This window comes from Nocardiopsis sp. NPDC007018 (assembly GCF_040635075.1).
Taxonomy (GTDB): Bacteria; Actinomycetota; Actinomycetes; order Streptosporangiales; family Streptosporangiaceae; genus Nocardiopsis.
Genome location: NZ_JBEYHA010000007.1, coordinates 49,738 through 63,842, shown reverse-complemented (window position 1 = coordinate 63,842; position 14,105 = coordinate 49,738). Strand labels below are relative to the sequence as shown.

General features: G+C 69.3%; 11 protein-coding genes and 5 tRNA genes. 8 read left to right on the top strand and 8 right to left on the bottom strand.

Annotation, left to right across the window (positions count from 1 at the left end):
- On the bottom strand, window positions 1-1,977 hold the full coding sequence (gene thrS / locus ABZ635_RS05405; protein WP_357759287.1) for a threonine--tRNA ligase: 1,977 nt from the start codon (window positions 1,975-1,977) through the stop codon (window positions 1-3).
- Window positions 1,978-2,531: 554 nt separating this feature from the next.
- Between thrS and ABZ635_RS05400 the strand changes: the two genes are divergently transcribed.
- Complete coding sequence (locus ABZ635_RS05400; protein WP_357759284.1) at window positions 2,532-2,828, top strand: PGPGW domain-containing protein; 297 nt, start codon at window positions 2,532-2,534, stop codon at window positions 2,826-2,828.
- 129 nt (window positions 2,829-2,957) lie between these two features.
- Here the strand turns inward: ABZ635_RS05400 and ABZ635_RS05395 are convergent.
- Window positions 2,958-3,031, bottom strand: a tRNA-Val gene (locus ABZ635_RS05395).
- Window positions 3,032-3,510: 479 nt separating this feature from the next.
- On the opposite strand from ABZ635_RS05395, the gene ABZ635_RS05390 reads away from it, so the two are divergent.
- The gene (locus ABZ635_RS05390; protein WP_357759281.1) at window positions 3,511-3,933 is read left to right on the top strand and encodes an SsgA family sporulation/cell division regulator; all 423 of its coding nucleotides are present in this window, start codon (window positions 3,511-3,513) and stop codon (window positions 3,931-3,933) included.
- A gap of 107 nt (window positions 3,934-4,040) precedes the next feature.
- Here ABZ635_RS05390 and ABZ635_RS05385 read toward each other — a convergent pair whose 3' ends face one another.
- Entirely contained in the window at window positions 4,041-4,883 is an 843-nt protein-coding gene (locus ABZ635_RS05385) for an aminotransferase class IV (RefSeq protein ID WP_357759280.1), read from the bottom strand.
- A gap of 399 nt (window positions 4,884-5,282) precedes the next feature.
- On the opposite strand from ABZ635_RS05385, the gene ABZ635_RS05380 reads away from it, so the two are divergent.
- The 5 genes from ABZ635_RS05380 to ABZ635_RS05360 all read left to right on the top strand — a co-directional run bounded on the left by ABZ635_RS05380 (window position 5,283) and on the right by ABZ635_RS05360 (window position 6,306).
- The gene (locus ABZ635_RS05380) at window positions 5,283-5,714 is read left to right on the top strand and encodes a roadblock/LC7 domain-containing protein (RefSeq protein ID WP_357759277.1); all 432 of its coding nucleotides are present in this window, start codon (window positions 5,283-5,285) and stop codon (window positions 5,712-5,714) included.
- Window positions 5,715-5,873: 159 nt separating this feature from the next.
- Window positions 5,874-5,946 (top strand) — tRNA-Gly (locus ABZ635_RS05375).
- A 70-nt stretch (window positions 5,947-6,016) separates the two neighbouring features.
- A tRNA-Gly gene (locus ABZ635_RS05370) sits at window positions 6,017-6,089 on the top strand.
- Between the two features lie 48 nt (window positions 6,090-6,137).
- Window positions 6,138-6,212, top strand: a tRNA-Cys gene (locus ABZ635_RS05365).
- 20 nt (window positions 6,213-6,232) lie between these two features.
- Window positions 6,233-6,306: transfer RNA gene (locus ABZ635_RS05360), tRNA-Val, on the top strand.
- A 60-nt stretch (window positions 6,307-6,366) separates the two neighbouring features.
- Here ABZ635_RS05360 and ABZ635_RS05355 read toward each other — a convergent pair.
- From ABZ635_RS05355 to ABZ635_RS05345, 3 genes are all read right to left on the bottom strand, one after another.
- The gene (locus tag ABZ635_RS05355; protein ID WP_357759274.1) at window positions 6,367-7,551 is read right to left on the bottom strand and encodes an alcohol dehydrogenase catalytic domain-containing protein; all 1,185 of its coding nucleotides are present in this window, start codon (window positions 7,549-7,551) and stop codon (window positions 6,367-6,369) included.
- Window positions 7,552-7,635: 84 nt separating this feature from the next.
- The gene (locus ABZ635_RS05350; protein ID WP_357759272.1) at window positions 7,636-9,723 is read right to left on the bottom strand and encodes a catalase; all 2,088 of its coding nucleotides are present in this window, start codon (window positions 9,721-9,723) and stop codon (window positions 7,636-7,638) included.
- Window positions 9,724-9,871: 148 nt separating this feature from the next.
- The gene (locus ABZ635_RS05345; RefSeq protein ID WP_357759269.1) at window positions 9,872-10,483 is read right to left on the bottom strand and encodes an NAD(P)H-dependent oxidoreductase; all 612 of its coding nucleotides are present in this window, start codon (window positions 10,481-10,483) and stop codon (window positions 9,872-9,874) included.
- A 219-nt stretch (window positions 10,484-10,702) separates the two neighbouring features.
- Here ABZ635_RS05345 and ABZ635_RS05340 point away from each other — a divergent pair, with 219 nt between their 5' ends.
- Complete coding sequence (locus ABZ635_RS05340; protein WP_357759267.1) at window positions 10,703-10,921, top strand: hypothetical protein; 219 nt, start codon at window positions 10,703-10,705, stop codon at window positions 10,919-10,921.
- A 97-nt stretch (window positions 10,922-11,018) separates the two neighbouring features.
- Here the strand turns inward: ABZ635_RS05340 and ABZ635_RS05335 are convergent, their stop codons facing one another.
- Window positions 11,019-11,486, bottom strand: a complete 468-nt coding sequence (locus ABZ635_RS05335; RefSeq protein WP_357759264.1) for a hypothetical protein — start codon at window positions 11,484-11,486, stop codon at window positions 11,019-11,021.
- Window positions 11,483-13,948, bottom strand: a complete 2,466-nt coding sequence (locus ABZ635_RS05330; protein WP_357759262.1) for a nitrate reductase — start codon at window positions 13,946-13,948, stop codon at window positions 11,483-11,485. Before ABZ635_RS05330 ends, ABZ635_RS05335 begins: the two co-directional genes overlap by 4 nt.
- Window positions 13,949-14,105: the final 157 nt, after the last annotated feature.

Here is a 14,105-nt window from a genome sequence, read left to right as displayed (position 1 = left end):
CTAGGGGCGACGCTCGCGGACGGCGGCGACGATCTCCGCCACCGCCTCGTCCACCGGCACACCGTTGTTCTGGGAGCCGTCCCGGTAGCGGAACGACACCGCGTCCTTGCTGATGTCCTCGTCACCGGCCAGCAGCATGAACGGCACCTTCTGCTTCTGGGCGTTGCGGATCTTCTTCTGCATCCGGTCGTCGCTGGCGTCGACCTCGACCCGGATGCCCTCGGCCCGGAGCCTGGCCGCGACCTCCTGGAGGTAGGGCACGTGCTCGTCGGCGATCGGGATGCCCACCGCCTGGACCGGGGCCAGCCACGCCGGGAACGCGCCCGCGTAGTGCTCCAACAGGACCGCGAAGAACCGCTCGATGGAGCCGAAGAGGGCGCGGTGGATCATCACCGGGCGCTGACGGGTGCCGTCCGCCGCGGTGTACTCCAGGTCGAACCGCTCGGGCAGGTTGAAGTCCAGCTGGATGGTGGACATCTGCCAGGTGCGGCCGATGGCGTCCTTGGCCTGCACGGAGATCTTGGGCCCGTAGAAGGCGGCGCCACCCGGGTCCAGGACCAGCTCCAGGCCCTGCTTCTCCGCGGCCCGGCGCAGGGTGTCGGTGGCCTCCTCCCAGCTGGCGTCGTCACCGACGTACTTCTCCGGGTCCTTGGTGGACAGCTCCAGGTAGAAGTCCTCCAGGCCGTAGTCGCGCAGCAGCTCCAGCACGAAGGTGAGCAGCGAGTCGAGCTCGTCGGCCATCTGCTCGCGGGTGCAGTAGATGTGCGCGTCGTCCTGGGTGAAGCCCCGGGCGCGGGTCAGGCCGTGCACCACGCCGGACTTCTCGTACCGGTAGACGGTGCCGAACTCGAACATGCGCAGCGGCAGCTCCCGGTAGGAGCGCCCGCGCGCGTCGAAGATCAGGTTGTGCATCGGGCAGTTCATCGGCTTCAGGTAGTAGTCCTGTCCGCCGTCGAGCTGCATGGGGGGGTACATGCCCTCCGCGTACCAGTCCAGGTGCCCGGACTTCTCGAACAGGGCGCTCTTGGTGGCGTGCGGCGAGTAGACGAACTCGTAGCCGCTCTCCTCGTGGCGCTTGCGCGAGTAGTCCTCCATCACCCGGCGGATGATGCCGCCACGGGGGTGGAAGACGGCCAGGCCGGAACCGATCTCGTCCGGGATGGAGAAGAGGTCGAGCTCGGAGCCCAGCTTGCGGTGGTCGCGCTTCTCGGCCTCCTCCAGGAAGGCCAGGTACTCCTTGAGCCGGTCCTTGGTCTCCCAGGCGGTGCCGTAGACGCGCTGGAGCTGCGGGTTGGTCTCCTTGCCGCGCCAGTAGGCGGCGGCGGTGCGCATGAGCTTGAAGGCCGGGATCACCTTGGTGGTCGGGATGTGCGGTCCGCGGCACAGGTCCTTCCAGCACAGCTCGCCGGTGCGCGGGTGGACGTTGTCGTAGATGGTGAGCTCGCCCGCGCCGACCTCGGCGGAGGCGCCCTCGGCGGCCTCGGCCGCACCGCCCTTGAGGCCGATCAGTTCCAGCTTGTAGGGCTCGGTGGCCAGCTCGGCGCGGGCGTCGTCGTCGGAGACGGCCCTGCGGTCGAAGCGCTGCCCCTGCTTGATGATCTGCTGCATCTTCTTCTCGATGCTCTTGAGATCGGCGGGGGTGAAGGGCTCGGCGACGTCGAAGTCGTAGTAGAAGCCGTTCTCGACGGGCGGTCCGATGCCCAGCTTGGCCTCGGGGAAGAGCTCCTGGACGGCCTGGGCGAGGACGTGCGCGGTGGAGTGGCGCAGGATCGCCCGCCCCTCCTCGGAGTCGATGGCGACTGGCTCGACGGTGTCGCCGTCGGCGAGCACCCAGGCCAGGTCGCGGGGCTCACCGTTGACCAGGGCAGCGATCACGGTCCTGCCGTCCGCCTCCAGCGCCTGGCCCGCGGTGGTCGTGGCCGCCACCGCACGCGGGGTTCCGGCGAGGGTGATGTGCAGCTCAGACGCGGCGGACACGGTGACTCCTAGGGATTACGTCGATGTCGTGGATGCGATCCGCCCCCGCGGTGCGCCGGGGCTGGGTCTCGCTCCCCCGATGCTATCGGCTCCGGGATGGGGGTGCCCCTGGTTGTCCACAGGCGCGGCACCGGCCGGGGAACGGAGCGCGGGAAAGGACGGATCAGGGAGGAACCCCCGTGATTCGGTCGTGGAATTCGGCCGCTCCGATCGGCGTCGACCCACAAACCAGCGTGGCCGCTCGAACCCCTCTGACGAGCCCGAATCCGCTCGGCACAGGAGGTTCTGTCATGGATCATCACTTTTTCAGGGTTTCTCCAGCGCCTCCGCAGGAACCATTGATCCCTTCCTTGAGATCAGTGACAATCAGCAGACATCCGATCATGGCGACCAACCCCGACCCGAAAGCACCAGTCTCATCGACCGAATACTGTGAGCGCATGTCACCGAGCCCACCGAGCGGGCCACCGGCCCCGGAGACATCCCCCACTCGCCATGCCCGAGTACGGCGGTGGAGGCGCCTGCGCGCACGGCTCCGCCTGTTCCGTAGACGCATGCACACCCATCCGGCCCTGCACCTGCCCTGGCGCGTCCTGGTCGGGACCGTCGGCACCGTCGTGGCCCTGGCCGGGGTGGTCATGCTGGTCGTCCCCGGACCGGGGGTGGCCTCGATCCTCCTCGGGCTCCTCATCCTCAGCACCGAGTTCCGCTGGGCGCACCGCCTGCTCCGGCCCGCGCGCGTGTGGACCCGGCGCGGGGAGAGGTGGGCCCTGCGGACCAGGGACCAGTTCCTCGAACGCCGCCGCGAGCGCGCGGCCGCACGCCGAGGACGCCCCGCTCCCCCGGACTGACCACGGCGGGCCCGCTCCGGCGGCCTCCGCAGACCCCGGGCGGACGCGCGCGTTGCCCGAACTTGACCCGACGCGACACGAAGAAGAGGAGCCCGGTTCGTGCGATACGAACCGGGCTCCTCCACGAGGTGGGCGATACTGGACTCGAACCAGTGACCTCATCGGTGTGAACGATGCGCTCTAGCCAACTGAGCTAATCGCCCCTCTGGGCTGGTGACCCGTCCGGCCTCGTCGGCCTGACAAGAAAAACTCTAGCGCACGTTCGGGGGTGCTCGACGCACACAGACCCGCCCAGCGAACGCAAAGGTACGTGATCGAGGTCACATATGCTGGTCAACGGGTTCCCATGGGGCTCCCCCGTCAGCGATGATCCCCGCAGTGAGTAGGAGTTCCAGTCCCCGTGAACCCTCCCGCAGCGACCGCGGAACGACCTCCGCGTGACGCGGGCCACTCAACATGGGGAAATCTTTGGTTTCCCCTGGTCATTACAGTGACGAAGGATCGTGGTGCCGCCAGGCGGCGCGCTGACCCCGCTGGGCGGGCAGCGAGATCTCCGGTCCCACCGACCAAGAAAGTTTCCGTACTCACGTCATAGTCCGCGGGCGTCCGCGTTGGAGCGAGTGAGGCGGCAACCGGCCCGCGCCCCAGGACTCTGGGCCGGACGAGAAAAGGTTTGGCGAACATGAACAGTAGCGACACCACTGCCACCGCCGAGCTGGGCCTGCGACTCGTGGTCCCGGAGCGCACCGCGGTTCCCCTGGTCGCGCGACTCGACTACAGCGCTGACGACCCGTACGCGATCCGCGTCGCGTTCCACACCGGCGAGGACAACCCCGTCGAGTGGATCTTCGCTCGCGAACTCCTCACCGTGGGCATCGTCCGCCCCGTCGGCGAGGGCGACGTCCGCGTGTGGCCCTCCAAGGACGAGAGCGGCGACCGCTCGGTCAGCATCGCGCTGTCCTCGCCCTTCGGCCAGGCCGAGTTCGACACCCAGGTGTCCCCGCTGGCGGAGTTCCTCCACCGCACCTACGAGATCGTCCCCGCCGGCCAGGAGGGCCAGTTCGTGGACCTCGACGACGAGATCCAGCAGCACCTCCACTCCTAGGCCGCCGCACCGCGAGGACGACAGAGGGAGGGGACGGCGCTCCGGCGCCGTCCCCTCCCTCTGTCGCACCCCCTCCGCCGCCCCGGAGGCGCGGACCGAGGACCCGGTCAGGGGTCGATGTCGGCGGCGGAGCGCTCGGCGAAGACCGCCATCGCCTCACGGGTGACCGGCCCCGGTTCCGTCGACACCTTCTGGTCGTCGATGGTCAGGATCGCCTGGACGTCGCGCCCGGTGGAGGTCAGGAAGGCCTCGCTGATCTCGGGGAGCCGCTCCATGGGAACGTCCTCCTCCTCGCCGCCGTACCACTCCAGCACCAGCTCCCTGGTGACGCCCGCCAGCGGACCGGCCGACAGCGGAGGCGTGACCAGCCTGCCGTCGAGCACCACGAAGACGTTGCTGCCGGTGCCCTCGCACAGGTTGCCCGAGACGTTGCGGAAGACCGCCTCGCTGGCGCCCCGCTCACTCGCGTAGGCGAGCGCGCGCACGTTGTCCGCGTAGGACGTGGTCTTCAGCCCGGCCAGGGCCCCGAACTCGTTGCGCGGCCACGGCGCGAGGGCCACGTCCGTGGTGGTGGGGATGGGCGGGAAGGGGCCCATCGCCACGATGGCGGTCTGCTCTCCCTGCCCGCGGGCCGAGCCCAGCGGCCCGTTCCCGTCCGTGACGGTGATGCGTACCCGGGCGTCGGTCAGCTCGAGGTTCGCGGCGATCGCCCGGGCGACGCCGTCGGCGACCAGGTCGAGGTCGGGCTCGTCCATCCCCAGCCCCCGGGCGGAGCGGGCCAGCCGCCTCAGGTGCCGGGTGAGCGCGAAGGGTTCGCCGTGCTGGGCCCGCACCGTCTCGAAGACGCCGTCGCCCACGGTGATCCCGTGGTCGGCCACGGGAATCCTCGCGTCCTTCTCCTCCAGTACGGCGCCGCACCCGTACCCGGCGCCCGCGATCCACACCCTCATGTCCAACCCCCGCGTTCTCTCGGCCCCTGGTCGGGGCGGTGACACCCCGAATCCTGCCACCTCCGCACCGGGTCCCGCCTGGTGAACCCCGGTGCCGCCCTACCGGCCGGGGCCGCGCCCTGGCAAGTCCCCTGTCCGGCACCGGCCGCCGGTCCGGTACGCCGACGGGTTTTTCCAGCGCGTCCTCGCAGGTCAGAATGGATGTCACGACAGGGTGGACCACCCGGAACCGGCGGCGCGCACGGGACAGATAAGTTACGAATGACTATCATCTGGGCAACGCTTATGCGGGACCGGTAGCCGCCTCCCCCAGCCGCCTCCCCTGCCGGTACACGCGGAGCCCTCGCGGGACGCGCGTGCCCCTCGCCCACGACCGCACCAGACACAGCGAAGAGAGACATGACCCCACCGAGCACCGCCCGCGGCGAACTCAGCTGGCTGCTGGACGACCTCCTCACCCGCGCCTCGGGCACCCAACACGCCATCGTCCTGTCCACGGACGGGCTCCTCATGGCCACCTCCAGCGGGCTGGACCGGCCCGCCGCCGAACACCTGTCGGCGATCGCCTCGGGGCTGCACAGCCTCGCCGGGGGCGCCAGCAAGCAGTTCTCCGCCGGGGGCATCCGCCAGAGCATCATCGAGATGGACCGGGCCTTCCTCTTCGTGGCCGCCGCGGGCGAGGGCGCGTGCATGGCGCTGATGTCGGACGCCGACAGCGACGTGGGCCTGATCGCCTACGAGATGAACAAGGTGATCGAACGGGTCGGGCAGTACCTGTCCGCGCCTCCGCGCCCCGACATGCCCTCCACCCCCGCGCACGTGGAGAAGTAGTTCCTGCCGCCGCGGCGGGCCGCACCGGCCTGCCTCGGCAGGGGCGGGAACCCCCGCACGGAACCGATTTCGCACTTCCCCGCAACTTCCGCTAGAGTTCTTAACGCAGCGAGGGACGCGGCACCGGGAAGCCCCGGAGGCCACGGACACACTCGCCGCGCGGACGTGGCTCAGCTGGTAGAGCATCACCTTGCCAAGGTGAGGGTCGCGGGTTCGAATCCCGTCGTCCGCTCGAACGATTCGCCTTGCGCCTCCTCGGATGGCACAATCGGATCGGCTTCGGGGCACCACCCCGGGCACACGCGGACGTGGCTCAGCTGGTAGAGCATCACCTTGCCAAGGTGAGGGTCGCGGGTTCGAATCCCGTCGTCCGCTCGGAGAAAGGCACGCATGGGTGCCACGCGGCTCCCCCGTGCTTTGCAGGCCGGAGTGGCCGAGTGGTTGAGGCAAGGGACTGCAAATCCCTGCACACGGGTTCGATTCCCGTCTCCGGCTCCACGCGCAGCACATTTCCATAGGGGCGATTAGCTCAGTTGGCTAGAGCACTACCTCGACACGGTAGGGGTCACAGGTTCGAGTCCTGTATCGCCCACATCACGCGGAAGCGGGTTCCCTCGGGAGCCCGCTTCCGTCGTTTCCGGTGTCCCGGCCCTCAGGGGCGGAAGACCACCTTGAAGGCTCCCTCGGTCTTCTTCTGGAAGTTCTCGTAGGCCCAGGCCGCGTCGTCCAAGGACACGTGATGAGTGGCGAAGTCCGCCACTCCGAGGACGTCCTCGCCGTCCAGAAGCGGGAGGATCTCCGGAGCCCAGCGGCGGACGTTGGCCTGGCCCATCCTCACCTGGATCTGCTTGTCGAAGAGCGTGAGCATGGGCAGAGGGTCGGCCATCCCTCCGTAGACGCCGATCAGTGAGATGGTTCCCCCGCGACGCACGAGATCGATCGCCGTCTGGAAGGCCGCCAGGCGGTCGACTCCGGAGGTCTCCATGAGTCTGGCCGCCGCGCCCTTGGGGAGCAGGTTGGCCGCCCGCTGGGCGATCCGCGCAGATCCGTGTCCCTGCGCCTCCATGCCGACGGCGTCGATGACGGCGTCCGGCCCCCGGCCGTCGGTGCGCTCCCGAATGCGACCGATGAGCTCGTCGGTTCCGCCGGTCGGATCGAACACCTCCACCCCGCGCGCCTCCGACCGGGCGCGGCGCTCGGGAACCGGATCGACGCCGAAGACACGCCCCGCCCCCAGGTGCCGGGCGACGCGGCAGGCCATCTCTCCGATCGGTCCCAGACCCAGTACCGCGACGGAGCCGTCCCGCGGGATGTCCGCGTAACGAACCGCCTGCCAAGCCGTGGGGAGGACGTCCGACAGGAAGACGTACCGGTCGTCGGCCCCCTCACTGGAGACGGGAATGGCGTTGGCGTCCGCACGGGGAACCCGCAGGTACTCGGCCTGAGCTCCGGGGACGGAACCGTAGAGCGCGCTGTAGCCGTAGATACTCGCGCCCGTGCCCTGGTCCTCGACGCGCGTGTTGTCGCACTGGGTCTGTAGGCCCGACTCGCACATCGGACAGTGTCCGCACGAAATCTGGAAGGGGATGACCACGCGCTCCCCCGGTACCAGCGAGGTCACTCCCGGCCCCACCTCCTCAACCACTCCCAGGGGCTCGTGCCCCAAGATGTCTCCCGCACTCATGAACGGCCCGAGCACCTCGTACAGGTGCAGGTCGGAGCCGCAGAGACCGGAACTGGTGACACGGACGACCGCGTCACCGGGCTGCTCGATGCGCGGATCGGGTACGTTCTCGGTCCTGACGTCGCGCGTGCCGTTCCACACCACTGCTCTCATGGAGTCTCCTCCGTTCAGTTCGTACCGTCCCGTTGTTCCACCGGCCACGAGGTTCGTGGTCACGCGGGGTCGAGCCGCGCGGGCTCAGGCGGAGACGGTCCCGGTCGACCTGTTCCAGTGCCGGTGCCCCCCGACCAGGCGGGCGAACTCCCGGGCCACGCTCTCGTCCACCCCGGGGGCCCGAACCACTCCCGCGATGGTTTCGGGAACCGTGGGTGGACGTCCGAGGGCGTCCGGTAGCCCAGGGGCGTCGAGCAGCGAGGTTCCCGCGCCGACCGCAGCGATCGCCTTAGCGTGCTTGTAGGCCTCAAGGACGAAGTGCCGGGCTTCGCCGTCTTGGGCGAGGGATGCAGCGGCGTCGCCGCCGCCGGGGACGACCACCGCGTCGTAGAGGACCGAGGAGACGGTCGTGAAGGCGCGGTCGACTGGCAGGGTGCCGCCCTCGCGGGTGCGCACCGAACCGTCGAGCCGGGCGAGCGCCTCCACCACGGCCCCCTCCCCCACCAGCGTCCGCCGGAGGGTCTCGACGTCGGCCCCGTCCACGCCGTGGTCGACGAGCACGGCGACCTGGCGTCCGGTCAGGTCTCCGAACGCGGTGTTGGCCTGGCTGAGCGCGGGAGAGGTCCGGGTGTGGCGCCCGGTGCCAGGGTCCTGGGGCGGCTCCACTCCCAGGCCCTCGGCGACCTCGACCGCCAGACCGTGGTCGACGTGGGCCAGATTGGCGACCGCCCGCTGACGCACGGCCAGCTCCTCGCACTTGCCCAGCTCGAAGCGGAACGCGGCCACCAGGTGTTCGCGCTCCCAGTCGGCGAGGCTGTTCAGGAACAACCTGGCTTGGGAGTAGTGGTCCTTGAAGCTCTCCGCCCGTTTGCGGATCTTGTTCCCCTCGACCTTCTCCGTGTAGTGCCGGTAGACGTTCTCGTCGGCCAGCGCCGGACAGCCGCCGCCCAGGGAGTTCGGGAAGTAGGAGGTCTGGCCGCGGTGTACCCGGTGCTGGGCGAACCCGTCACGCTGGTTGTTGCTCACCGGCGCCACGGGCCGGTTGACGGGGATCTGTTGGAAGTTGGACCCGCCCAGGCGCAGCAGCTGCGTGTCCAGGTAGGAGAAGTTGCGGGCCTGGAGCAGCGGGTCGTTGGTGAAGTCGATCCCGGGGACGACGTTCGCGGTGTGGAACGCGATCTGTTCCGTCTCGGCGAAGAAGTTGTCCGGGTTGCGGTCGAGCACCATTCGACCGACGGGGCGTACCGGCACCTGCTCCTCGGGGATGATCTTGGTGGCGTCGAGGAGGTCGAAGTCGAACGCGTGCTCGTCCTCCTCCGCGACGAGCTGCACACCCAGCTCCCACTCGGGGTACTGGCCGCGTTCGATGGCCTCCCAGAGGTCGCGCCGGTTGTAGTCGGGGTCCTTGCCCTGGATGCGCTGGGCCTCGTCCCACACCAGCGAGTGCGTGCCCAGGACCGGCTTCCAGTGGAACTTGACGAACGTCCCCCGTCCGTCCGCGTTGACGAAGCGGAAGGTGTGCACACCGAAGCCCTGCATCGTGCGGTAGCTGCGCGGGATGGCACGGTCCGACATCAGCCACATCACCATGTGAGTGGTCTCCGGTTGCAGTCCGACGAAGTCCCACAGAGTGTCGTGCGCGGACTGGGCCTGGGGGATCTCGTTGTGCGGTTCTGGCTTGACGGCGTGCACGAAGTCGGGGAACTTGATGCCGTCCTGGATGAAGAAGACCGGCATGTTGTTGCCGACCAGGTCGTAGTTGCCCTGTTCGGTGTAGAACTTGACCGCGAAGCCCCGCACGTCGCGCGCCGTGTCCGCCGAGCCTCGAGATCCGGCCACGGTGGAGAAGCGGACGAACACGGGGGTGGTGACGTGGGGCCCGCTGAGGAAGTGGGCGCCGGTCAGGTCGGAGAGGTCCTCGTAGGGCGTGAAGTGGCCGTAGGCCCCCGCCCCCCTGGCGTGGACGACGCGTTCGGGGATGCGCTCGTGGTCGAAGTGGGTGATCTTCTCCCGGGCGTGGAAGTCCTCCAGGAGAGTGGGGCCGCGTTCGCCGACACTGAGGGAGTTGTCGGTGTCCTCGACCCGGACTCCGGTCTCAGTGGTCAGTGGGTCCCGGGAGTCGGTGCGGTGCTGTTCCAGCATCCGGTCCTTGTCGTTACCTCGTTCGGTCATGTCGGACTCCCCCGTCAGTTCGCGGTCGTGTCGAGCGACTGCCCGTCGTGCGTTGCCATGACCGACGGGGTCTGCTCGTAAACACCGCGTACGGGACCGCGCGAATTCGGCCGCGCACCGCTGGGGCCGTAAGCGTGACGAGGGCCGTTCACGGGCTCGGATACGGTCGCTCCCGGAGTAGGCGCGCCAGGTGCGCGGCGTTGCGGGCCACCGTCGCCGTGGTGGTCGCCACCGCTTCGGGAGTGCTGTCGAGATCGATGTAGTCCTTCGGGTTCATCGCCTCGGAGTTCCAGTAGGTGGACCCCGTCGCCGGAAGGGTGAACCCGCAGTCACTCAGCGCCTGGGCGCAGTCAGCGACGATCTTGTGCGCCCCGTCCTCGTTACCGACCACCGCGATCACGGCGACCTTTCCGTACATCGACGGTCGGCCTTCGTCGTCGGTCTCGGAGAGCTCGGCGTTGATCCGCTCCAGCACCCGCTGCGCGACACTCGACATGTGGCCCACCCACGTGGGTGTTGACAGGACGAGGATGTCGGCGGCGACCAGCTTCTCCCGCAACTGGGGCCACGCGTCGCCCTGGCCCGTGTCGACGGTCACTCCGGGATTGACCCGGTGGTCGACGACGCGCACCGACTCCCCTCGCACTCCGTGCCCGGCGAGTTCGTCGAGAACCTGCCGAGCGAGCAACTCACTGCTGGAGGGTGTCGGACTGGGCTTGAGGCTGCAGGTCAGGGCCAGGGCCCGAAGTTCGAAAGGCATGGGAGGACCCTACGTGTCACCCGGCCCGGGCCCCCTTGGGTCCGGGCCAGTGGCGGACCATTTTTCGAAAACGCCTCGTCAACAGCCCGCCCCACGGGGGTTTCTCCGAGCGCGAGTGGTCGGGGGCGGACGACGGCCCACGAGTTTGCGTGGGATTGCCCGTAGATCCGGGCGGGGCGGGCAGGGGCACTGGACCGTCACACGAGTGTGGGAGGCAACATGATCGCGAAACTGTCGGAGCTCGGCGTCACCTCGGAGATGGCCTACACCGCGGGTGCCGTCAGCATCGGCCTCTCGTTCCTGAGCTGGGCCGTGTCCAAGAAGAAGGAGGACGCCGGCACCGACCGCGCCGACCGGTGGGGCATCTTCGTCGGTCAGTGGGCGCCCACCTTCTTCGCCCTGGGCGTCGCCCTGCGGCTCGAAGAGACCGGGACCTGACTCCTTCACGGGACGTCGGCTGTAGTCGGCACCGATGGAGGTCGGCCCCTGGCACCGTGTCAGGGGCCGGGCAGGGACCTCTGACCGCTGCCCCCGCTCAGCTCGCCAGGATCTGCGGTGAGAGCGTCTTGAGCATCGCCCGCGCCCAACGCATCTGGCGCAGGGAACGGGGCTGGCACCGTCGGGCGACCGCGAGCAGACCGGGGTCCGCGACCACCTGAGCCCCCTGACCGAGCAGATCCCAGTCGAGAGCGACCCCGCCGCTCATCCGGTACAGCCGTCTGAGGTCCGCGAGGAGCGCCAGGTCCGGGTCCGACCCCTCCCCCGGAAGTTCGCGGCTCCCCTCCTTCTCGGGATCGGTGCTCCGGAGGTCCGTCAGGGTCACACCGTACCGGGGCGCGACGGAGACGATCTCGCTCAGGTGTTCCCTGGACCACACCGCCAGATCGGTGGTCACGTGCTGGATCTCCTGCTCCTTCGCGTGCCGGTCGGCCACCCGCGAGAGCTCCGTCACGAGGGAGCTCTCCGCATGGTGCAGCTCTCTCAGGGCCGCTCCGATCCTCATCGCGTCCCCTCCCGGTGGCACTGTTCCAGAGTGTCGGCTTCCCCCCGGGTGGCCTCCACGGCCTCCGCCGCCTCGCCAACCGGTGCGGAGGCGGTCGTGGTGGGAGCCGGGGAAGGGCGCCCACCGCCACGGCTCAGGACACGCACACGCGCTGCCGCGGTCTTGAAGAGGGGCTGCTTGGAGACCGGGTCCCAGTCATCGGCGGTCATCTCGTTGGCGGCTCTGGCTCGTTCCCCGTCCGAGGCGGCCGCGACGTCGACGTCCCAGTATCCGTAGTGGAAGGGAACGAACAGTACGCCCGGCCGTACTCCGCTGATCCTCGCCCGGGCACGGACGGCACCCCGCCGCGCGCGCACCTCCACCACGTCTCCCTCCCCGATCCCCTCCGCTCGTGCGTCGGAGGGCGCGATCTCCACCCACACCTCAGGGGCCGCCCGGCGGAGTTCGGGGGCTCGACCGGTCTTGGTCCGCGTGTGGAACTGGTACAGCGTACGGCCGGTGATCAGCGCGTACGGGTACTCCCGGTCCGGCGTCTCGTGCGGGGGCACGAAGTCCACGGCCTTGAGCATCGCCAGGCCGCGGGGGTTGGCCGCACGGTACTCCTCCTCTTCCAGCGGAGCTCCCGTGACGAGGTCCTTGCCGTAACTCTCGCACTCGTCCGGCCCGGCCCAGAACCGGCCGTCCGCGTAGAGTCTCGGAGTACCCTCCGGGTTCTGTTCGTTACAGGGCCACTGCACTCCGCCGGTGGACCGCAGACGTTCGTAGGACAGTCCGGAGTAGTCACAGGGGCGTCCCTGGCTGGCCCGTTTCCATGCCTCGAAGGCGGATTCGGCGTCATCCCACTGCGGGAACGGGCGCCCGTCGTCGTCCCGGAAGCCCATCCTCCTCGCGTAGTCCAGGAAGATGTCCAGGTCGGGCCGTGCCTCACCCGGCGGTTCCACGGCCTTCTCGGACAGGTGCACGGTGCGGTCGCTGTTGGTGAACGTTCCGGTCTTCTCACCCAAGGTGGCCGCGGGCAGCACCACGTCGGCGAGTTCGGCCGTCTCGGTCATGAAGACGTCCTGCACCACCAGGAACAGCCCCTCCTTGGAGAGGAACTCACGCACCCGCCGTAGGTCGGGCAATGACGCGGCCGGGTTGGTCGCGCTGATCCACAGGAAGCGGATCGAACCCTTCTCGACGTAGCGCATGATCTGCATGGCGTGCGTGGGCGGAGCGTAGTGGGGGACGCGTAGCGGGTCGAGGTTCCAGAGCGCGGCCAGTTCCCGGACGTGCCGGTCGTTGTTCCAGTTGCGAAACGCCGTCAGGTCGCCGTCTGCGCCGCACTCACGCGTGTTCTCCGCCGTCGGCTGACCGTTCATCTGGAGCACACCCGCTCCAGGCCTGCCCAACATGCCCCGCAGCAGATGCACGTTGTTGACCTGTACGGCGGTCCCGGTGGCCTGGTTCGACTGATAGAAGCCCTGGAGGACGGTCGACACCAGCCGCTCCGCGCCACCCAGCAGTTCGGCGGCCGCGCTGATCTCACGGGCGGGCACGTCGCAGATCGCGGCGGCGCGCTCGGGCGGGTATGCGGCCGTCACCCGGACCAGTTCCTCGTAGCCGACCGTGTGCGCCTCCACGTAGGCGTGGTCGACCCGGTCGGTCCGGACGAGTTCCCGCAGGATCGCGTTCATCAGCGCGACGTTGGTGCCGGGGCGCGGGGCGAGGTGAAGCGTCGACCTCCGAGCCACGGGAGTGGCCCTGGGGTCGACGCACAACAGCCGGGGAGGGTTCGCCCCGGCCAGCCGGTCGAGGACACGGCTCCACAGCACCGCCTGCGTCTCCGCCATGTTGTGCCCGTACAACGCGATGACGTCCGCGTGGTCGATGTCCTCGTAGGAGCCCGGCTGTCCGTCGCAACCGAAGGACTCCTTCAGGGCGCTCGCCGCCGTGGCCGTGCACAGCCTGGTGTTCCCGTCCAGGTGGTTGGTACCGATCGCGCCGTGAGCGATGGCGGCGAGCGTGTAGTACTCCTCCAAGAAGAGCTGTCCGCTGGTGTAGAAACCCAGAGCGCTGGCACCCCGGTCCTCCAGGGTCCTCCCGCTGTGTTCCACCACGAGGTCCATGGCGGTGTCCCAGTCGGTCTCGACCAGCTCCCCTCCCCGGCGCACGAGAGGGCGTGTGAGCCGGTCCGGGGAGTGGTTGGCCTGCCAACCGTAGAGGTCCTTGGGGTCCAGGCGACCGCGGTTGACCCGGTCCTCCCCGCGCCCGCGCACGCCGACGATGCGGCCGTCCTTGACCGCGATGTCCAGCCCGTCACCGTTGGAATGCAGAATCGACGCGGAGGGCACCCAGCGGTCCACCTCGTGGGGGGCCACGCCGCGGGCCAGATGGAGGTCGACCCGCACGGGCCACGGCTGACCGGAGCCGTAGGGGGTGCGCGTCCCCCAGGGCTCGGCGATCGGGTCCTTGGACGGCACGCGGGTCCCCTCACTCGTCGTCGTACCTGGAGCGGCGTCGGAAGATCCCCCTCAGTATGGGCGCTGAACGGGCGGATGGCCGGTGGCACACGCGGTCCGGACGGGTCCCGGTGCGGGCCCGCGGACTCGAGAGGGCGCCGTCACGAGCGCGGCGGCG